This window comes from Exiguobacterium acetylicum DSM 20416, from assembly GCF_000702605.1.
GTDB classification, from domain to species: domain Bacteria; phylum Bacillota; class Bacilli; order Exiguobacteriales; family Exiguobacteriaceae; genus Exiguobacterium_A; species Exiguobacterium_A acetylicum.
Window position 1 is genome coordinate 1,028,758 of record NZ_JNIR01000001.1, and the last position, 18,719, is coordinate 1,047,476.

The 18,719-nt window shown below is 48.0% G+C and carries 28 protein-coding genes; 14 read left to right on the plus strand and 14 right to left on the minus strand.

Features of this window, described 5'->3' with window-relative positions; all coding sequences use genetic code 11:
• Nucleotides 1-6: 6 nt before the first annotated feature.
• From P401_RS0105425 to P401_RS0105450, 6 genes are all read right to left on the minus strand, one after another.
• Nucleotides 7-1,485 carry a PH domain-containing protein gene (locus tag P401_RS0105425; RefSeq protein WP_029341578.1) on the minus strand — a complete coding sequence of 493 codons (1,479 nt, stop codon included), beginning with the start codon at nucleotides 1,483-1,485 and terminating at the stop codon, nucleotides 7-9.
• Nucleotides 1,454-1,984: a PH domain-containing protein gene (locus P401_RS0105430; protein ID WP_071908782.1), complete on the minus strand. Its 531-nt coding sequence runs from the start codon at nucleotides 1,982-1,984 to the stop codon at nucleotides 1,454-1,456. Before P401_RS0105430 ends, P401_RS0105425 begins: the two co-directional genes overlap by 32 nt.
• Nucleotides 1,985-2,217: 233 nt before the next feature.
• On the minus strand, nucleotides 2,218-2,979 hold the full coding sequence (locus tag P401_RS0105435) for a hypothetical protein (protein WP_029341580.1): 762 nt from the start codon (nucleotides 2,977-2,979) through the stop codon (nucleotides 2,218-2,220).
• A gap of 82 nt (nucleotides 2,980-3,061) precedes the next feature.
• Nucleotides 3,062-3,484 (minus strand): MarR family winged helix-turn-helix transcriptional regulator, encoded by a 423-nt coding sequence (locus P401_RS0105440; protein ID WP_023468160.1) that lies wholly within the window; start codon nucleotides 3,482-3,484, stop codon nucleotides 3,062-3,064.
• A gap of 19 nt (nucleotides 3,485-3,503) precedes the next feature.
• Entirely contained in the window at nucleotides 3,504-3,923 is a 420-nt protein-coding gene (locus P401_RS0105445; RefSeq protein ID WP_029341581.1) for a MarR family winged helix-turn-helix transcriptional regulator, read from the minus strand.
• Nucleotides 3,924-4,076: 153 nt separating this feature from the next.
• On the minus strand, nucleotides 4,077-4,607 hold the full coding sequence (locus P401_RS0105450) for a hypothetical protein (RefSeq protein ID WP_051656257.1): 531 nt from the start codon (nucleotides 4,605-4,607) through the stop codon (nucleotides 4,077-4,079).
• Nucleotides 4,608-4,806: 199 nt separating this feature from the next.
• Between P401_RS0105450 and arr the strand changes: the two genes are divergently transcribed.
• The 3 genes from arr (at nucleotide 4,807) to P401_RS18530 (ending at nucleotide 6,025) form a co-directional block, all read left to right on the plus strand.
• Complete coding sequence (gene arr / locus P401_RS0105455) at nucleotides 4,807-5,208, plus strand: NAD(+)--rifampin ADP-ribosyltransferase (RefSeq protein ID WP_029341583.1); 402 nt, start codon at nucleotides 4,807-4,809, stop codon at nucleotides 5,206-5,208.
• A gap of 20 nt (nucleotides 5,209-5,228) precedes the next feature.
• Nucleotides 5,229-5,744: a hypothetical protein gene (locus P401_RS0105460; protein ID WP_034785985.1), complete on the plus strand. Its 516-nt coding sequence runs from the start codon at nucleotides 5,229-5,231 to the stop codon at nucleotides 5,742-5,744.
• A 104-nt stretch (nucleotides 5,745-5,848) separates the two neighbouring features.
• The gene (locus P401_RS18530) at nucleotides 5,849-6,025 is read left to right on the plus strand and encodes a hypothetical protein (RefSeq protein ID WP_160171449.1); all 177 of its coding nucleotides are present in this window, start codon (nucleotides 5,849-5,851) and stop codon (nucleotides 6,023-6,025) included.
• 17 nt (nucleotides 6,026-6,042) lie between these two features.
• On the opposite strand, the gene P401_RS0105470 is transcribed toward P401_RS18530, so the two are convergent.
• Nucleotides 6,043-6,474: an Rrf2 family transcriptional regulator gene (locus tag P401_RS0105470; RefSeq protein WP_029341585.1), complete on the minus strand. Its 432-nt coding sequence runs from the start codon at nucleotides 6,472-6,474 to the stop codon at nucleotides 6,043-6,045.
• Between the two features lie 163 nt (nucleotides 6,475-6,637).
• Between P401_RS0105470 and P401_RS0105475 the strand changes: the two genes are divergently transcribed.
• Nucleotides 6,638-7,273, plus strand: coding sequence for an NAD(P)-dependent oxidoreductase (locus tag P401_RS0105475; RefSeq protein WP_029341586.1), 636 nt, complete (start codon nucleotides 6,638-6,640; stop codon nucleotides 7,271-7,273).
• Nucleotides 7,274-7,401: 128 nt separating this feature from the next.
• Entirely contained in the window at nucleotides 7,402-7,584 is a 183-nt protein-coding gene (locus P401_RS0105480; protein WP_029341587.1) for a hypothetical protein, read from the plus strand.
• 58 nt (nucleotides 7,585-7,642) lie between these two features.
• Here the strand turns inward: P401_RS0105480 and P401_RS0105485 are convergent, their stop codons facing one another.
• The 4 genes from P401_RS0105485 to P401_RS0105500 all read right to left on the minus strand — a co-directional run bounded on the left by P401_RS0105485 (nucleotide 7,643) and on the right by P401_RS0105500 (nucleotide 9,746).
• Nucleotides 7,643-7,924, minus strand: a complete 282-nt coding sequence (locus P401_RS0105485) for a hypothetical protein (RefSeq protein ID WP_029341588.1) — start codon at nucleotides 7,922-7,924, stop codon at nucleotides 7,643-7,645.
• A gap of 89 nt (nucleotides 7,925-8,013) precedes the next feature.
• Complete coding sequence (locus tag P401_RS0105490; RefSeq protein ID WP_148662022.1) at nucleotides 8,014-8,382, minus strand: hypothetical protein; 369 nt, start codon at nucleotides 8,380-8,382, stop codon at nucleotides 8,014-8,016.
• Entirely contained in the window at nucleotides 8,375-9,178 is an 804-nt protein-coding gene (locus P401_RS0105495; protein WP_029341590.1) for a hypothetical protein, read from the minus strand. The genes P401_RS0105490 and P401_RS0105495 overlap by 8 nt, the downstream gene beginning before the upstream one ends.
• Before the next feature lie 25 nt (nucleotides 9,179-9,203).
• Nucleotides 9,204-9,746, minus strand: coding sequence for a GNAT family N-acetyltransferase (locus tag P401_RS0105500; RefSeq protein ID WP_029341591.1), 543 nt, complete (start codon nucleotides 9,744-9,746; stop codon nucleotides 9,204-9,206).
• 214 nt (nucleotides 9,747-9,960) lie between these two features.
• On the opposite strand from P401_RS0105500, the gene P401_RS0105510 reads away from it, so the two are divergent.
• Genes P401_RS0105510 through P401_RS0105520 form a run of 3 tightly spaced genes read left to right on the plus strand, consistent with a single transcriptional unit; the run spans nucleotide 9,961 to nucleotide 12,474 of the window.
• Nucleotides 9,961-10,590 (plus strand): DedA family protein, encoded by a 630-nt coding sequence (locus tag P401_RS0105510; protein WP_029341592.1) that lies wholly within the window; start codon nucleotides 9,961-9,963, stop codon nucleotides 10,588-10,590.
• A gap of 54 nt (nucleotides 10,591-10,644) precedes the next feature.
• Entirely contained in the window at nucleotides 10,645-11,772 is a 1,128-nt protein-coding gene (locus P401_RS0105515) for an MGDG synthase family glycosyltransferase (protein ID WP_051656258.1), read from the plus strand.
• A gap of 15 nt (nucleotides 11,773-11,787) precedes the next feature.
• Nucleotides 11,788-12,474 carry a polysaccharide deacetylase family protein gene (locus P401_RS0105520; protein WP_029341594.1) on the plus strand — a complete coding sequence of 229 codons (687 nt, stop codon included), beginning with the start codon at nucleotides 11,788-11,790 and terminating at the stop codon, nucleotides 12,472-12,474.
• A gap of 46 nt (nucleotides 12,475-12,520) precedes the next feature.
• Here P401_RS0105520 and P401_RS0105525 read toward each other — a convergent pair whose 3' ends face one another.
• Together P401_RS0105525 and P401_RS0105530 are read right to left on the minus strand one after the other, a co-directional pair.
• Nucleotides 12,521-12,769 (minus strand): hypothetical protein, encoded by a 249-nt coding sequence (locus tag P401_RS0105525; RefSeq protein ID WP_029341595.1) that lies wholly within the window; start codon nucleotides 12,767-12,769, stop codon nucleotides 12,521-12,523.
• Between the two features lie 85 nt (nucleotides 12,770-12,854).
• The gene (locus P401_RS0105530) at nucleotides 12,855-13,964 is read right to left on the minus strand and encodes a GGDEF domain-containing protein (RefSeq protein ID WP_051656259.1); all 1,110 of its coding nucleotides are present in this window, start codon (nucleotides 13,962-13,964) and stop codon (nucleotides 12,855-12,857) included.
• 155 nt (nucleotides 13,965-14,119) lie between these two features.
• On the opposite strand from P401_RS0105530, the gene P401_RS0105535 reads away from it, so the two are divergent.
• Nucleotides 14,120-14,629: a DUF402 domain-containing protein gene (locus P401_RS0105535; protein ID WP_029341597.1), complete on the plus strand. Its 510-nt coding sequence runs from the start codon at nucleotides 14,120-14,122 to the stop codon at nucleotides 14,627-14,629.
• Between the two features lie 19 nt (nucleotides 14,630-14,648).
• A complete protein-coding gene (locus P401_RS0105540) occupies nucleotides 14,649-15,134 on the plus strand; it encodes an NUDIX hydrolase (protein WP_029341598.1) in 486 nt (161 codons plus the stop codon).
• 36 nt (nucleotides 15,135-15,170) lie between these two features.
• Here P401_RS0105540 and P401_RS0105545 read toward each other — a convergent pair whose 3' ends face one another.
• Complete coding sequence (locus P401_RS0105545) at nucleotides 15,171-15,668, minus strand: DinB family protein (RefSeq protein ID WP_029341599.1); 498 nt, start codon at nucleotides 15,666-15,668, stop codon at nucleotides 15,171-15,173.
• Nucleotides 15,669-15,758: 90 nt separating this feature from the next.
• Between P401_RS0105545 and P401_RS0105550 the strand changes: the two genes are divergently transcribed.
• From P401_RS0105550 to P401_RS0105565, 4 genes are all read left to right on the plus strand, one after another.
• Complete coding sequence (locus P401_RS0105550) at nucleotides 15,759-16,514, plus strand: helix-turn-helix domain-containing protein (protein WP_029341600.1); 756 nt, start codon at nucleotides 15,759-15,761, stop codon at nucleotides 16,512-16,514.
• On the plus strand, nucleotides 16,514-17,149 hold the full coding sequence (locus tag P401_RS0105555) for a M15 family metallopeptidase (protein WP_029341601.1): 636 nt from the start codon (nucleotides 16,514-16,516) through the stop codon (nucleotides 17,147-17,149). Before P401_RS0105550 ends, P401_RS0105555 begins: the two co-directional genes overlap by 1 nt.
• Nucleotides 17,146-17,391: a phage holin gene (locus P401_RS0105560; protein WP_029341602.1), complete on the plus strand. Its 246-nt coding sequence runs from the start codon at nucleotides 17,146-17,148 to the stop codon at nucleotides 17,389-17,391. The genes P401_RS0105555 and P401_RS0105560 overlap by 4 nt, the downstream gene beginning before the upstream one ends.
• Nucleotides 17,392-17,525: 134 nt before the next feature.
• Nucleotides 17,526-18,662, plus strand: a complete 1,137-nt coding sequence (locus P401_RS0105565; protein WP_029341603.1) for a GGDEF domain-containing protein — start codon at nucleotides 17,526-17,528, stop codon at nucleotides 18,660-18,662.
• Nucleotides 18,663-18,719: the final 57 nt, after the last annotated feature.

The window sequence follows — 18,719 nt, forward strand, 5'->3', positions numbered from 1 at the left end:
ATTGGTCTATTTTTGTACTTCAGGATTATGTCCTTCGATATACCATCTTTGACACTGCTTCGCCCAATCAATCGGAACATCCATAATCCGTACTTCCTTTGCTGGTGTCGCATGTAAGGTGACGGTGACGCTAGCAAGACCAAGACGTTGTTGCACGTAAGACTCGGACAGTTCGAGTCGTTCGATGCCATCACGGCGCATCCAGTACGTAAGAGGTGCGAGTCCCCCTTGATGGAAGTGTAGCACTGTCGGACTCGTCGTATATGTACTGAAGCGGCGACTCAAGATTTGTGACGTGATGACAGTAAAGCAGATTAACACGGCAAGAAGACGTAAGTTCGGAAACATGAACCATAGGCAAATCGGAACGCCAGCCCATAACAAGACGGTCCGACATAATTTGACGACGACCGCCTGTTTCGGAATCGGAAGCGTCCGAGGTGCCACTTGAAAATCAGGTAAGATTTTCGGAATCAAGTCGAGCGCTTTTGAACGCCGGATGAACGGGAACAAAACAGCGGACGTGTTTTTGTCTTGTTGCTCGGGATCAATCGAACTGATCATCTTGACTTGACTGATTCCGAGTAACTGATGGATGAAGCGACTCCGCATCGTCAAAGCTTGAATCCGGTCTTTTGGAATCGAAAAGCGCGTGACGCTCTCCCAGCCTTTTTCAATCTGGATCGATCGTTGATTTGTATCAATGCGAAAGCCCGCATATAGGCGATAATTCCGAAAGACACCATAACTGAGAGCAAGGATGATCAAGAGTCCGATCATCGCAACACGCATGACGTTAGATTGGGTACTGAAGGTAACGAGCGAAGAGACGATATCATCGAGCTCAAGAAAACGACTCAATTCTTGATAAACAGAGTACAGAAGGAAGAAAAAGAATAGCGGACTGAGTGACGTCAGCGAAGCCAGCGCAATCTCCTTGAATTGAATCGCGTATTGCTCTGGATTTGGCGCTAGCATGGTCGTTGCGACTTCTGGTAGTGCCTGAGGATCATGCTGTCGTGTAACGATCGACTCGATCTGTTCCTTGATGTGCGTTGCTTCTTGTTTTGATAGCATCTCGAGACGAACGTCGGCATCGGAATCCGTTGAACCGGTCTCAATGACGAGTGATGTCAGACCCGTCACGCGATGAAACAACGATTCGTATTCCGTGATTCCTTGTATCCGTTCATAGGGAATCTGCTTTTTCTCCGTCACGAACGCCCCTTTTTCAATCAGTAGCTCTTGTTCCTTGAGTTGATATGTAAAGTGTTTCCACTGCAACACGAGACCGATTAGACGCACGAGAATGAAACTACCGAGCAACGTGTATCCATACCAAGAGAACAGTGGTATGGATAAGCGGCGGAACAAGAAGGAAATCAAAAAAGCAGCGAAGACGAATTCTTTCATAGCAATGCCAAAGCGATACGGAATCCAGGCAGGATGGAGCTTAAAGGAAGTCAGGGGCGGTTCCTGTCGCATCAGCTCGCTCCTTTCGTGACGTACGGTCCGATAGGGCAGTGATCCGTTGCGTGATTTCCGTTGCTTGCGCAAGCGGTAAAAACGGAATGTCATGGACGTAACCGATCGTACCGATTTTGACTGTCGCAAGACCGTACTGTTTACTGAGCGGTCCTTGCGATGTCTTAACGAAATAAATTTTCTCGATCGGAATGATTAGGTGCGTACGCATGAACGCGCCATGCTTTAATTGAATGCACTTGGCATCAATCTCATAACGCCATGTCTTTTGCCGATAGACAGGCAATACGGTGCACTCAATCAAAGCTGAAATGATCGTCACTGCCATCAACACGTAGAGGACGATCCCAATCCAACTGGACCACTGATAGTACGTATCGACGAACAGAAGACCAATCAATCCGATCAACACGGCAGTCGAAACCAACGCGTCGGTCAAGCGCCACACCTTGATCGCGTCTTTCGAGATGGTTTGAGTAGGTTCTTTTAATTCATACATCCAGATCGTTTCCTTTCTACACTTCTTTTAGAGATACATCTTTGATTCATTGTCATAGTGTAAAATAATGGTATCATGCATAGGGGAGCAAACCTATCACGAACAGGAATATTATTCCTTTCAAAACTGTAATGAAGTATTCTTTTGAAGTGGATTCTGATTCATCCTAAACGCAATACGTCCGGATCTCCTATGACTTAGGACATCCGGACGTATTTTTTAGAAGACATCATTTAAGCGAGTGAACGGATAGCGTTTGACATGGCAGGGGAGACAGGATGAATCTGTTCGATGTAATCGAGGATCACTAGTGCAGCCGTTTTATTATGCGAATAGCCTGGCATCATCTCTGAGAATTGGTTGACCATTTCTGGGAAACGTTGCTCAATCCGACGTTCCGGAGCAAACGGATCAACAGATGTCGCTTCCTCTTTTTCAAATGAGGACAGAACGTGTAACAATTGACCAACGGCAAATTGTTGAATCAAACGGAAGGCTGATAATGTTTCGCCACGTGCTTCGCGACAGAGCCCGACATATACGTTCGTCAGTGCTTCATGGATGGCGTAATCGACGGATGGATGTTCGCTCGAACTGTTACGTGGTTGTGGGACTAAGCGTTCAAACGCGTCGAAGGAAGGATCGCACCACACGATACGACCAGCGGAAAATGCAATTTCAGAAAGTTCATCTAGTTCGAAGATGGCGAATTCGGCATAGATACCGTCGTCAAACATGACTTTATGTCCATCCTGCGTATTTTGAAATTGAAAGTGTAAAGGGTATGTGTTTTCTAACCAGTCGAGTTGCTCGATGAATCGAGCCTTTTTACCGGGCTTTGCGATGACGAAAAAGTCTAAGTCCGAATAGTCATCGAGTCGTTCAAGTTCTTGACCGACAGAACCGAGTCCGAGCAGGACGAGCGCATCATCTGTTTGTGCAATCGTTTGCCCAATTGCGTCTAATCGTTCCAATAATACGTCTGTATGTGTCATCTCTGTTGCTCCCTCTTTATGGTGTTTATATGTAAGAATTGCGGACACCTCATTAGGGAAGCGTCCGCGAGTGTCAGGGCGATCAAAAATGATCGCTTTGCATCTTATGGAGCAATTGGTCGAACGTCTCGTGGTCCTTTGATGTAAAGGCACGGAAATAACGATCATCAATCTCTTCGATCTCGGGAGCTGACGTTTGAATCAGCGCTGCACCATCTTCCGTCAAGAGAATCCGTTTTTCCCGGTTGATTCGTTTTCGGATGACGAGGTGTTCCGCGAGCAACTTCTTGACCGTTTGCGAAATGGCACCGCTTGAGAGTTCGAGCGTGCGTTCAAGTGATTTTTGTGTCGCACTCTCTTGATGATACAGGGTCATCAATAAATCGAATTGGGATTTTGAAAGCCCTTTTGGTTTCAGTACATCGTTGACTTCTTTCGAATAACGAGAATGGATTCGCTGAATGGCGTTCCAGTGTTGCATTGAAGATTCGAATGTGAAGGTCATGATTTTTCCTCCTCTTCTGTCATGCAGGGTTGAGCTTATCGAAGAAACGGATTAATTCTTCCTGTTGTCGAGCCGTCAAAGCGGCGAATTGTTCTTGTTGAAAACGTTCGTAGGCGGGCAACACTTCTTGCAGAATAGCTGTTCCTTTTTCCGTCAATAGCAGATAGTTCGTCTTCCATTTGCGCTTGCGGGTGATGAGTTGCCGATCAAATAAACGTTTGATTCCGTGTGAAATCGTGCCATCGGTCACTTGGATCCGTTCCGCGATTTCCTTCTGGCTCGTGCATGAGGTCGTTTGTAGGCAACGCAATACTTCAAGATTCGTATGGGAGAGATCCCATTGTTTCAAGAAAGCATTGACGCGCTTGATTTGTTGATTATGATACGTCGAAATCGTATGCCAGCATGTCATGGGATATGTCTCGGTCATTGTTGTCATGGGGAACCTCTTAAATGTAGAATGTACTGCTGATGAATTACTTTTACCATACCATATTAAAAATATGTAGTGCTACTAGTTTGAACGCAAACCCATCACTTCCCATCATTGCCTAGGAACTGTACAAAAAAGACCTGAACGTGTCAGGTCGGTTCAGGAAGGAATCCCATTCGAAAGCGTGAGATAGGAATCCGTTAACTGGAATCCATATTTCGTAAAACATTGATCTGAGACGCGTCCTTGTAAGGTGATCGTCGCATAATCGCCACGAATCGCGTAATGAGTGTACTTTTTTTCAATATCATGAATCAATGACTCAAGTAACAGACCACGCTCGCCGAGTCCTTCCTCGCGAACGTTGATCTCAAGTAAACAGAATGTACCGTATTCGGTGAGGGACGTGCGCTCCGTTCGTTCATGAAGCACGGTTAAGAACGAACGTTTTGAGATGAGAGATCGACTATGGGGTGGTTCAAGAATCGTAACGTAATAACTGAGCGCTGGGGGGCGCATGTTGCGCGTGACTTCGACGACTTGCCGCTGATTGTTGTACGCGAGACCAACAAATTGTTCTTGTGGATGATGCGGCACGGTCAGTCCTTCTTGCTCACAAACGGTTTGCCACTCGGCTTCTGGAATCCAGACAGCCTCTTCGGTTTTCGCTAAAGCTTTAAAGAACTTCACGTTGAACGGATGACCTCCTATAGGGTATGTAAAATGACTATTCCCATCATGCCTGATGGCTAGACAAAAAACGAGTTACAATCTGACGACAAATGATCTTCCTTTGCTATAAGTATACCGTGAAATTTCATTTTGAAACAGACTACACCTGAATCAATCGACTGTCTATACTAAATGTATCCAGTCAGGAGGCGAGCGTATGAAACCAGTCGAAGGTCCGTTTTTCCATGGCACGAAAGCCACGTTGCGAATCGGTGACGAATTGAAACCAGGGCACGCGTCGAATTTTCGTGATCGACCGCTCCAGCACGTCTATTTCACAGCAACACTTGATGCAGCGAAGTGGGGCGCGGAGCTCGCACAATCTGACGCTCCGGAGCATATCTACCTCGTCGAGCCACTCGGAGCGTATGAGGATGATCCGAACTTGACGAACAAACGGTTCCCAGGCAATCCGACTCGGTCGTATCGGTCGACAGAACCCGTGAAGATCATTGCTGAACTCGGAACATGGGAGCGGCATACAGATGAAGAGATTGAGACGATGAAAGCATCCTTGCAGCGTTTACGCGCAGAAGGGAAGGATACAATCATTGACTAAAAGAGCGGGGGGAGAAAAGCTTGCCTGTATACGATTTTAAATCGATCCAACCGACGAACGTGAACGTCATTGATCAATTATTAGTTAATCACTTGCATGCCATCCGCCTGAATCAAGACGACGAGCGTTTGATCACGATCTTCGAAGATCCATTCGTTCCACCTGTTGAAACGATCGTTGCAGTCTATTGTGTCTATCGAAAATCAATTCTTGATCTGTTGCAAGGTAGGATTGCCTCCATCGAATCGTATGACTTTCAGAATGCATCTGTGAAAGACAAACTCATGACAGCAGAAAGCATCGAAGGAGTGCTTGATATGGCGACATTCGTCGTCATTGCCTCAGAAGACAACACCTATATGTCTCACTATTTTATCGGCGGTGAGGCAGAGAAACTTAATTCGATACTAAATGTATGCTTTGGTCATCCGAATTTGATTGACGAACAAGCATCAAAACATTCTATCAAACGCTTCGAGCAGGATGTTTTGATCGTTGAAAAGATGGGATTCATGAAATTGCTTCGAAATGAATAGAGAAACGAATTGAATGTAAGATAAGCACTACCACGTATTTTTTTGTCAGAATGTACTGCAAGGTGAAGAAGGAATGGTACAATATGTAAAAAGGGGGCGTTTATATGTCTCGCTTCAAACAAGAAAAGAAACAACCACTCGATCATCTCCGAGATGGTGTCGATCAAGGTCTCGGTAGTGCCGTACCCCGAGGACAAAACGACGGGATGCGTGGATTTGAGATGCTTGCAGTGCTTGTCGTTCTCGGTGGAGGATACCTGGTATATCAATGGTTTTTCTAAAGCAAGAAGCATCGCGCTCATAAGGACGATGCTTCTTTTTGTTCGATTTCATTGACGATATCATCCAGTGTTACATGAGCGAGCACCTTCTCAAGAGCGGATTGTGCGAGCTCGAAGATTGGTGTGACCGTCGATTGGATGTTTCGTCCGACCGGGCAGTCTGGGTTTGATGCGGCATGGACGCCGAACAATTCCTTGTCCGGTACGACAGCGACGGCGTGATAGACGTCAAGTAGCGTGATCTTAGATAACGGACGGGCAAGTCGCGCACCGGCGACACCCGGGCGGACCGCGATCAAATCAGCTTTTTTCAGCATGCTCATGATTTTACGAATGACGACCGGATTCGTATTGACGCTGCCGGCAATCAAGTCGGATGTCATCTTCTCGTCGGTCGCGATCAACGAGAGAATATGAATGCCGACGGAAAAACGAGTACTGATGGTCAACGGATGACCCTCCTTCTTAAAAACATTGTTCTCTCATTATACGCTGTATCGTTCATTTGGCAAGAAACGGGGAATAGGAACAACAATGTTGACAAACAAAGTGATTGTAACTATATTGGTTACATGTAATCAAAATAGTTACATATCAAAAGGAGGAATCATCATGAACATTGGAATCATCGGCGCAACTGGTAAAGCAGGGAAATTAATCGTACAAGAAGCAATCGAACGCAGACACGACGTCACGGCAATCGTCCGTAACGCCGCAAAAGTAACCGCAGACGTCACGATTCTCGAATGCGATGTGCTCGCGCTGACGAAAGATGATCTGAACGGGTTTGACGCAATCGTCAATGCGTTTAACGCTGCACCGGGTGAGGAAACAAAACATATAGAAGTCGGTCGTCATTTGATCAACGTATTAGCAGGAAGCAAGACGCGCCTGTTCGTCGTCGGTGGTGCGGGAAGCTTATTCGTCGATGCCGAGCATAAGGTACGTGTCATGGAAACGCCAGATTTCCCGGAAGCGTACTACCCGACAGCCTCGAACATGGGGAAAAACCTGATTGAACTGCAAGGACAGCAAGACGTGACATGGACGTATCTCAGCCCGGCGGGATTCTTTGATCCGAACGGTAAACGCACAGGAGCGTATACAGTCGGCGGCGAGCAGATGATTCTAAACGCAAAAGGGGAAAGCTACATCAGTTACGCGGATTATGCCATCGCTGTAGTCGATGAGCTAGAAAAGGGACAACACCTCAACGAGCGGTTCTCGGTCGTTGGCGAACAAGGATGATGGTATCAGACCGACTTAAGTAGTCGGTCTTTTTTGATGGGTGGAGGACGAGATACAGCGGAGGGCGGATGGCATAGTAGCTCGGTTTGCTTAAAATGAGGATAGAAACGACTAAAGGAGTATAAATCATGATGCGACGATGCTTTAGTATCATCAGTCTGTTAGCTGTTTTGATCGTCTGTACGACGTCTACGCAACCGTCCCGATTCGAACGTTCGGAACCGGTCGCGACGATCGAGGATCATTACGAGGGACAAATCAATTGGCCAAGTGAAAGCGATCCGTTGCTGGAGCTTCATGCCAAACCGTGATCTACATATCGCTGAGCAAAAGCCCGTCTCCTTGAAGAAGATGGGCTTTTTAGTGACGTTAGATGACGGTCATTGCGTTCAAGAAAACGAACAAGAACGTGATGCCGCTCGTCAAAATCAAAAAGGGGAGGACGATCAGTAATTCAAGGTGCGGACGAACGCCGTGGTAGAACAGAAAGAACAGTGTCAAACAGGCGGTCGTGATCGTCAATGCAAGTGAGGCAATCAATTGATGAAGAGGTTCGACGAACGGAACGAGAGACGATCCTGTGACCGTGTCGAAGGCTAAACCGAAGGACAAGAATATCAGTAAGTGCAGAAGTGATTTTTGACGAAACATGCGGCATGTCTCCTTTACTGAACGATAGATTCAGTATAATGCCTAGGCTGTCATTCTTACCTAACAAAAATGTAAGAAAGTGGCTGATTTCAAACAACCTTGTCTTCTTTATATAATAACGTCAAACGCGTCATCATAAAGTAGAGGAAAGCAGCGCTACTTGCAATTGCTTGAAAATAAAGCGGTTGAAACAGACCATTGAAGACGATTAATAAGATGCCACCAATTAATAAGGCAATGCCTTGATTCAAAAAGAGATGTGCTCTCCAGGAGAATGGACGCGTTCGGAAGCCGAAGTAACGGATTGCGTCAGTCAGGATGCCACCGATCGTGATGACAATCATAAACGACAGCAATGTCTCGAAGACACCTGAATAATAGCCGACGTCCGTACCTGGCATGAGTCGTGGTGACGATGGGAGGTGTTGATACAGCATCAAAAAAATCCAGTTACTCATCAGAAGTCGAAATGATAGACGGACCATAGTGCTCCTCCTTCCCCGTTTTCATGACGATGAAGAGACGGGTGATCATCACGTACAAAAAGGCAGCGACTACGTTTCCGATGAAAAATATTGCAGGAAGCGAAGTGAACAAGGTGAATGCGCCAGCAAACATGAAGACTGTACCTTGATGAACGAGAAGATGCGTCGTCCAGGGTAGCGAACGTTTCGTGAAACGGACAGCCAAAAGAGCGTCAGCAATCGCGATACTGCTGAAGTACAACAGCAGGACTGCGTCCAAGTGCTCATTGACCAACTGCACCGTGTAGGACATAAACGGTACCATCATCGTCATCGATCCAAATAAATGGAGAAATAGAAAAAAGCTGAAGACGGTCCGACCGAGCCACCCGAACAGATAGGGTAGGAATGACGGATACTTCCGTGCCGACTCGGAGACGATAAGATACATCAACGCTACACCAGAACAGAACAAGACAAAGTAGAACAAAAATTGATTGGATTGCAGAATCAGATAGAGGGCGACACTAGCAAATAGGGCGACGACTTGATTGAGGATGAATCGTTGTGCGAATGAAACAGTCGAACGGAATAACAGGAGCGGAAGCCATTCTGTCAAGAGTGCGCTAATCAGGATGACAGGACCGGCAAACAGTAGACCAATTAAGAAGAAGTCGGTGAAGGACGTGCCGTATATTGCTAGATCACCCATCTCAAGCCCAGCAATGAGTGCGTACAAGAAAGCGAACAATATCGTAGAAATAAAACTGTTCTTTACGATAGACAACATCAGATAAGTCCTTTCTGGCTGACGTTTAAAATAGTTTGTACCAGTATAACGTCAAATCGATATGAGGATTGGCAGATTGTTTTAGACTATCGACACCACCGAGCACGAAGCCCTCTCGGACGTAGAAGCGGCAAGCCATTAGATTGTCGTTCTGTGCTTCGAGCGACAGACCAAGCAGCTCGCGTTGTTGTGCCCACTTCGTCGCAGCGGTGAGCAGTTGGTGTCCGACGCCATGTTTACGAAATGCTTGTTTGACAGCGATATTCTCGATGTAGGCAAAACGGTTCCAGTCACGCACGAGGCGAATCTGTCCGATACAAGAAGTGCCGGAGAAGGCGAGGAGGACGATTCGGTCCTCGTTATCAATGTAGGTCGTCCAATCGAGTCGGTCGTCCGGGAAATGGGTTTGAGTAGCTGTTTCATATAGTTCTTCCGTGTAGGTCCATGCGGCATCCGAAAACTGCGGAACGATGCGTCCGATGATTGGGAAGGGATCGTTGGCATCATTGACGAGTGGAATATGCTCGGGCGAGAGCGGTCGAATCGTCAGTTGTTCAGTCTCTTTCATCGTCCTTCTCCTTCTTTCTATAGAGATTTACTTCAGTCTCTTTATCATCTCCTAAAAACTGAGAACTGTCACGAGGTGAGATGAGAGAATGGGTCAATTTTCGAATGAAACAGGTTTTAATTTTTCTAAAAAAGGAATTGCATGAACAGGAACGAATACATAGTCAGAAGACGATGAAACAGTACAGAGAGACAGCAGTAGAGGACGTGACAACATGAACATGGATACGGTCAACCAGTATCTCGATGCCTATGGATATGGCGTTATTTTCATCTTTTTATTTTTTGGCATCGTCGGGATCCCGGCACCGGAAGAATCACTACTCGTCCTGATCGGTATCTTAAGTGGTCAGAACGAAGAACGCTTGATCTATTCGATCTTGACCGCTTACGCCGGGACGTTCGTCGGCATGCTGACAGCATATGGCGCGGGGCGCTTCTTTGGACCGACCGTCTTACGGTACGGTCGGTTTATCGGATTGACGAGGGAGCGCTGGGAACGGGTGTCAAACGGCTACATGGGACGAATCAATCGGACGATCATTGGCGGTCTTTATATTCCCGGTGTGCGGCAAATCAATCCATATTTTGCAGGGATGAAGCGGATTCCATTCGGTCGGTATTTCTGGGTGTCGGCACTTGGTTCCGCACTATGGGTCGTTCCTTTCGTCTTACTCGGTCACTTTGCCGGAAAGACGTTTCATATCAAGCCGGAAGTCGTCCCGTATTTCGGACTTGCCTTACTCGTGTTGTTCCTGCTCGGTGTCCTCGTCAAATGGATCAAGCGTAAACGGCTCGAAAAACGCGTCGTTTCAAGGGAAAACCAAGCGGGAAAAGAAGACTAAGCGATACTTCTTTTTAAAGGATTTTTGCGGATAGTTTGAAGGAGTGGACATACGATGCAAAAAATAGTGATCTTTCCTTTTTTAAGGATGCGATCCGGTCATCATCTCGTCGCGGAAGCCATCGCCGAACGATTGCAGGGACCAGACGTTGAAGTCAAGGAAGTAGAGTTACTCAGTACAATCAGCCCGTTTGCGGAATGGGTGACATCGAAGTTTTATCTGAACTGGATTCGCCATTTCTCTAACGGTTATAGTCGTTTTTATCATCGGCACATCGCCGGACGTTCGAGTAACGCGCGCTCGACAGGGTGGACGTCGCATTATTTCCAACAACAGATGTTACGGATCATTCGGACGGAAGAGCCGGATGTCATCATCTGTACACATGCGTTTCCGTCCTATCTGTTGAATCAATTGAAAGAACGAAACCTTTGTGACGTACCGGTCATCAATGCTTATACCGATCTATTCGTCAGTCGGGTTTGGGGAAAGACGCATATCGAGTATCATTTGTTGCCGAATCGTGAGGCAAAACAGGAGTTACTCACGCAACATGCCGTGCCGGAAGAGCGCTTATTTGTGACGGGAATCCCTGTCCATCCAGCAATCTCTGGCGGTTCGATCATTCGCTCGACGCAGTCCCGCAAACAAATTCTTGTTGCTGGAGGAAACGGTGGGCTCGGTCAACTGGAGACGTTGCTGAAGCAAATCGAGCACTGTGCGGAAGCGGATTTTTACGTCTTATGTGGCAATAATCGCTCGTTATACAAACGATTGTCGTCACAGAAACAAGCTCACATCCATCCACTTGCCTATATCGATTCACGTGATGAGATGAATCAGCTATATGAACGGATGGATGCAATCGTCACGAAGCCTGGTGGCGTAACGGTCAGTGAAGCATTCGAAAAACGGGTACCGCTTTTTATGCAGCATGTCCTACCAGGGCAAGAAGAAATCAATCGAACTTATTTATTAGATAAAGGACTTGCCTTTTCGTTCGATCAAACAGATACACTCGCTGACGTCATTCGTCGAACACTTGAGAATCCGGACGTCATGCACCAATGGCAGCAAGCGATCTCACAGTATCAAAGTGAGCAAGTGATTGCCGATCGACGTTTTTTTGAGAAACGGATTGCGGGTAGTCTTGAAGGTGGTCAGCGTCAAGTAAACGGATAAAGGAGAATTATGCAGATGCGGTCACGCCTTGTCACAGCGGGAGTTCTCGCTACACTTGCCTATACGGTCGTTCCGTATATGGCCTCACGCGTCTTTGGATGGCGCGTCACGAAATCAATGGATTCACGATCCGTCGCCTTGACGTTCGATGATGGTCCAGATCCCGTCTATACAGCAGAATTACTGGACCTTTTACAACAAGAAGGGATTCAGGCGACGTTTTTCGTCGTGGGTCATAAAGCGGAGGCACATCCGGATCTCATTCGCCGGATGCACGAAGAAGGGCATCAACTCGGTATTCACAACTATGTCCATCGTCCAAACTGGTCGATGCGACCGTCGACGGTCCGTCAAGGAATCGAGCGGACGGCAACAGTCATTGAACGGATCACGGGCGAATGTCCGACGGTCTACCGTCCACCGTGGGGGGCGCTTAATGCTGGAGATGTCCTCTGTCCTCCTTCTTACAAAATGATTCTCTGGTCGAAGATGGCGGAGGACTGGAAGCTAGAGGGCGGGAGCGCAAAAATCAAACGACTGCTATCAAATGTGTCAGAAGGAGACATCATCTTGCTCCACGATAACGGGGATACGTTCGGGGCAGATGCACAAGCGCCCGTGCAGACGATTGCGGCGCTAAAAGAACTCTTGCCGGAGTGGAAAGCACGCGGCTTACAGTTTCGGCGGATCGATCAAGCGTAAAGAAAGAGGACTTACCGGTTTCATGGTAAGTCCTCTTTTGCATGGATCATGCTTCGTGTGACATGTCGTCCTCGTCTTCTTGGCTATGATGGAGAATCAAACGCCGCACGACGAACGAGCGTAAGAATAAGATGAAGGTGACGAGCGGAAGTAGTAACCACCACGATTGCGTTAAAAATAAATCATCAAACGTCGTGATCATGACGAAATGACGCCCGATGGACAACCACATGAAAAAGGAACTGACGAACAGAATCGCTTCTGATGTCGTCATGAATTCAAAATCGGATTTCATTGCTTCACTCCTTATGGATGGATGATCTGTTTTTTTAGCATCATCCAGCGTACTCTACTAAACAAACTAATGGGTATGATAAAGATTAAGAACGGACCGGTTCGCGGTCTTGCGTCGTTATCGCTGCCTCGGCATCGACCTCGTACAGAATGACACGGTTCCGCCCTTGCTCCTTGGCGGCATATAACGCTTCATCGGCAAGGATATTCATCCGCTGGGCGGCGACGTGTTTCCCATGGGCGATACCGACGGACGCCGTGATGGAGATGGCGGGAAAGCCGTCGAGCTGAAAGCGCGTGTTCGCGATCCGCTCCCGGATTCGGTTGGCGACCTTCGCGACTTTCGAAGGCGTCAAATCATAGACGAGTACCATGAATTCCTCTCCACCGATGCGTGCCGTGATATCATGCGGACGCGTTTCTTCCTGTAAGATCCGTGCGAACTGTTGTAAGACGAGATCCCCATTCGCATGCCCGTATGTATCGTTGACGTGCTTGAAGTGGTCGATGTCGAGCGCGAGCACATTGTAGACGCGTCCTTCTTCTTCGAGAAATGCCGTTCGTTCATCCCAAACACGTCGATTGTACAGACCCGTCAAGTGATCGAGTTCTGCGGATTGTTTATAGCGTTGCACCTGTTCGTTAAGCAACTGAAAATCAATCGTCAATAAGCTCGATAAGAGTCCAACCGCGAGTCCGATCGTCCATGTCGAAGCGAGTAAGCGAAAGGCGGCGTCACTGAAACCGAGATTGATTGAGACGGCGATTGAAATCATGAACAACGCCCAGACGTTCATGATCAGATTTTGCAAGAATGGTCGATGAAGCAACCGCTTGTGGATGAAGTACATCCCGGTGCTGATGCCAAGGACAGCGAGAAAAGCGACGACCGCTTGTGGAGTCCAACCGAAGTAGAACCGGGAGCAACCGATGATCAGCGTCGCGATGATCAGTGGCGAGCGGACGCCATAAAAGGCGAGCAGGACGAGCGGTAAATGTCGCAAGTCCATCCGTAACGACTCGTTGATGGCGATCCCCTTAAACATCAATAGTACCCCGAGCAGCCCGGTGGCGAGACCGACAATGAGGGATTTCAAGCTACTTGACGCGAGACGTTGACTATAAATGATTTTGGCGATTAAATAAAAGCCGGTGAAGGCGATGCAAGCATTCAATAACAACTCGGCAATGAACATCGGTTCCACATCCTTGAGTATGATACCTTCACGATAGCAGTTTGATAAAGGATGTCAACGAGAGACTCTCAAAATTTTAGTAAATCAGGTAAAGACTTGCTTCGATATGATCATTTGGTAAAATAAGAGAGCTTTAGGGAAAGGGAGGGATGAGGTTGGAACCGAAACATCTAACGATTGAAGCGCGGAAGTTTGACGGACGTCTGCACTATTCGTGGGACGGAGACGTTCTTGTTCAGACGGAAGCGTATCTGCTCGTCGCGAATATGCCCGGACGGACACTTTTACATCATTGTCGCGAAGCGGTTTATACATATGACAATTATAGTCTGGAATTCTATCCGCTTGATGCTGATTTCACAGTCGGTCTCGATTTAGAGCGGACGGGAGAAGTGACGTATTACTGTAACATTTGCTTACCGTCGGTTCTTCAAGGAACTACCTTATCGTTCATCGATCTGGATCTCGATCTCGTCCATCGAGAGGGAGTGTGGACGGTCGTCGACGAGGACGAATTTTTAGAGAACCAACAATTGTACGACTATCCGACTGATGTGATTGAACGAGCTCGTGCATCGTTACTGAACCTACAACAGCGAATCTCGCAGCAGAGTTTCCGTTTGACGGCTTTTTGGATCCGTTCATCCCGACCGTCCTGCAGATGAAGAGAAGGGGGAATGACACATGAAGACGATTCGTTGTCACCGGGCATTCGGTGTCTATGGATTATTGATGAAGGATGATGCCTTACTCGTCATCGACAAGAATGGTGGACCGTATATCAATCGCTATGACTTACCAGGGGGGAGCCTCGAAGAAGGGGAGACGCTCGCTACGGCGATGCGCCGGGAATTCACGGAAGAGACAGGGCTCGAGGTGGCACTCGAACGGCAGATCGGCGTCGCGGACTTCAAGCTTCCGTGGGATTGGCGCGAGTTCGAAGAAGTCCATCACATCGCCGTCTTTTATCTCGTCCGACAGACGGGTGGAACGCTTTGTATCCCTGAACAATTCGTCGGACAAGACTCGCTCGGTGCGCGCTGGGTCAAGGCGAGTGACGTCTCGATCGATAACGCGTCACCGCTCGTACTCGAAGCGTTTCGCTGGATTGAGGAACAGCAACTCGATCTCGAGGCAAGGCACTTTTCAAATTGGGATGTCTTGAAATGAATCGAAGCGCTCTTCGCATGAGGAGAGCGCTTTTTTTCATGTTCGATTCGCTAATGCAGCATCGAGTCGTCGTTTTTGATGCTGATGATGTGCGAGATGGTACGAAACGAGAGCATACCACTCTGCTGCGTTCAACCAGCCCATTCCACCGTGACGCGTCTTTTGGTCAGATGCTGTCGACTGAGCGATCGTTGCAAGCGCGGCGTGACGATCGCTCAGCTGTCGCCAGCGCGTCCGTAGTCGCTCGATTTGATCCGTCTCGTCAGGTGGTGCATTCATCGTATCCGGTAATCGGATTGGAGTCGCCGGAAACGCGCCGGCAGTAAATAATCGTTCACCGAACGGAGACTTCCCGGATTCTGTTACTGGTGCGAACTGACATGCCTCGACTTCATCTAAATATTCATGACTGACGACAATCAGGTGATCATACATCTGACTGATCGACCATGTGTCATGATCGATGTGATGGATTAATTCATCGGGACGATAGTGATCCAGTTCGTGTAAGTAAAATGTAAATAGCTCGTTCATTTCGTCACTCCTCTCAAAAAACTTCTCCCTACTCTTTTCGAACAAACAGTCACTTCTTCCTGTCATCTTTCCTAGAAAGGAGGAATCACTATGCAAACCCCTTATCTTCCGATTCCCCATACGCTCTTACGGAGCGGGACGGCATTCGCGTCCGTCCATGAAAAGATGATTTACCTGATCCTCGAGAGTTTCAGCGGTCAGGATGGTCAAGCGTTTCCGTCCTATCAGACGATTGCCGATGCTGTCCCGTGCAGCAAATCGACGGTCAAGTCGTGTATCCAGTCCTTGATTGCGAGCGGTCGGATTGAAAAGGTCGAACGCTTTACGAAACACGGAGGGCAGACATCAAATGCCTATCGTGTCCTGCCTCGTGTTGACAGTACACCCCCGGTAAGTCAGGAGACGACTGCCCCCGAGGTTTTTGTTGCCTCCGAAGAAGAGGTCTTGAAGAAAACGACTTTAAAAAAGGAACTGGTGCAGCAGTACGAGACGAATCTCGGCAAAGCGACACCCCGAATCAAGCAAGAATTGCTTCAGCTTGCGTCGGAGCACCCAGTCGAGCGGATTCAGTACGCAATCGAAGAAGCGGCACGGGCGAATAGTCGTCACTTCGGTTATATCGAACAAGTCGTCAAGCGCCTCGCGACCGGATCCGCGACTAAACGTTCCAAACGAATAACTCATCGAACGCGGAAAGGAACTTCATTATTTCAATTACCGAATTGGGTTGAACAAGAAAAAATATCACAACGCGCTTACGAGGCGAAACAACAAGAGCAGCAAGTCATTCCTGACGATGCCGAGATCGCTGAATTGTTACAAGCATTGACAAGGGAGGGAGCTTAATGCAATTAGAAGAGTTACTGCGACGGGCAAACCAAAAACTAACTGTCCCCGGCATGCACCCGACAGTCGTCCGAATCGCGCGTGACGTGATTCGTGAGCTCTATCCGCAAGGGATCAAGCTCGGTATAGCGCAAAGCTTTCGGAGCATAGCCGAACAGAACGCGTTATATGCGAAGGGACGGACGACACAAGGACCGATTGTCACACAGGCACGAGGGGGTCAATCAAACCATAACTTCGGTGTCGCAATCGACGTCTTCCATTACGAAAATGGCGCATTGTTCCTTTCTCCGCCAGACGCGCGACTCCGGCGGATCGTTGCAGCGATGAAACGACGCGGAATGGACTGGGGAGGCGATTGGTCTCGTTTTCCCGACTACCCACATTTTGAACTGTACGATCATGTTAGTCTTGCCCGCCATCATGTGCCAAAACCGGGACTCTATCTACGGGAACGAATCCAAGCACCGGAACTCGTTCGGGCAATTGAAAAACGATTAGGTCTAGCGGTAACCGGAGTGTTTGATGCCCGATTGACGCACGCCGTTCGAACGTTCCAACAGACGTGTCGTCTTGTCGTTGACGGAATTGTTGGTCCACTAACATGGCATCGTTTGTTTCCGGTGTCACCATGATTCGTTTTCAAGCGTGGATTCGACTCTTGATTCCGCTCTACGTCTTTCTTGAGTTACTCTTACCGACGCTCGGATTTTCGGCATTACCGGTGTCGTCAAGTGACGTCGAGCGATTCGTGACGGGTTTGATTGGACTAGTCGGTCTTTTCATTGCTTGGTGGAAAAACAATGACGTGACCGAGCGTGCACTGAGACGAAGACAGGCACAGGAACAGCTGGAAAACACATCCTTGACCGATTAAGAAGGCTGGAAGCGTTTGGAATGTGTCAGCAACGGGCATTATTTCATACAAACGACTAACAGTTTGATTTCAAGACACCGATATAAGGGATAGACTTTAGTCAAGTAGATAAAGAAAGAAAGGTCGGTCTTTTTGTGAAATGGTCAACGTTGCAGCGGTATTTGTTTTTAGCACTTTGTGCGCTTTTGTTTACAAGCGTCTGGAGCTATCAAGCTTTCCTGAAAATCGAACGAGAAAATGCTCGTATCTTAAACGAGGCGATTCCCATCTCGACGGAAGCAGCAGAATTATTTCCAGCGTTATTGAACCTTGAACTCGTCGTCCGCAGTTATATCCTCTCACCGAACGAGGCGGATTTAGCCCAGTATGAACGGACGATTGATCGGCTTAATCAAACGGTCAAGCGACTCAATCAACTCGATGAGAATCATCCGATCATGCGAAAACTCGTCCGGACCGAGGCGATTCCCCGAATTGAGACGGCGACGCGTTTTTATGACGCGCAACTGGAACTCGCTCGAAGTGGAGATCAAGCAGCGGCTGAGGCAAAACGATATCAGGGGATGCAGTACATCGAGACGTTTCGTCCGATCGATGCTCGTCTACGAACGGACGTCAATCGCATCATTGCTGAAGCAACGAATCGTTCCGAACAAGCATCGAGTGCTGCGAAATGGGTCATCGTCGTTGTCGCAAGCATCGCGGTCATCGTCTTGATCGCCTTCATCCAGACGTTTCGGATGGAGCGCAGTAAACAAGCCTTGATTCATCGTTCTCTTCACGACGCCTTGACTGGTATCCCGAATCGACGGGCGTTCGATGAACGACTCGAGCAACTGCTTGAAGAAGCCAAACAACATCAGACACCACTCTCCCTGATTCTGATCGATGTTGATGCCTTTAAATCGTATAACGATACGTATGGTCATTTAAAAGGGGATGAATGTTTAAAAGAAGTCGCCCGCGTCTTAAAGCGTCAAGCGCGTCACGGACAAGTCGCACGGTACGGTGGGGAGGAATTCACAGTCTTGTTGTCGCGTGGAGCAGAAGAAACCCGGCACATTGCAGAACGAATCCGTCAGGACATTCTCGATTTGAATATCGTACATGAACGGTATGAACCACTTTGCCGGGTCAGTGTCAGTCTTGGCTTGACGTCGCTCGTACCCGGAGCAGAGACGACGGAAAAAGAGGTGATCGATCAAGCCGACCAAGCGTTGTATCGGGCGAAAGAGAATGGTCGGAACCAAATCGGTGACATGGCAGGCTGAAAATATGAATTCGACAAAAATCCCACGCGTGAGATGCGATGCTCACGTGTGGGATTT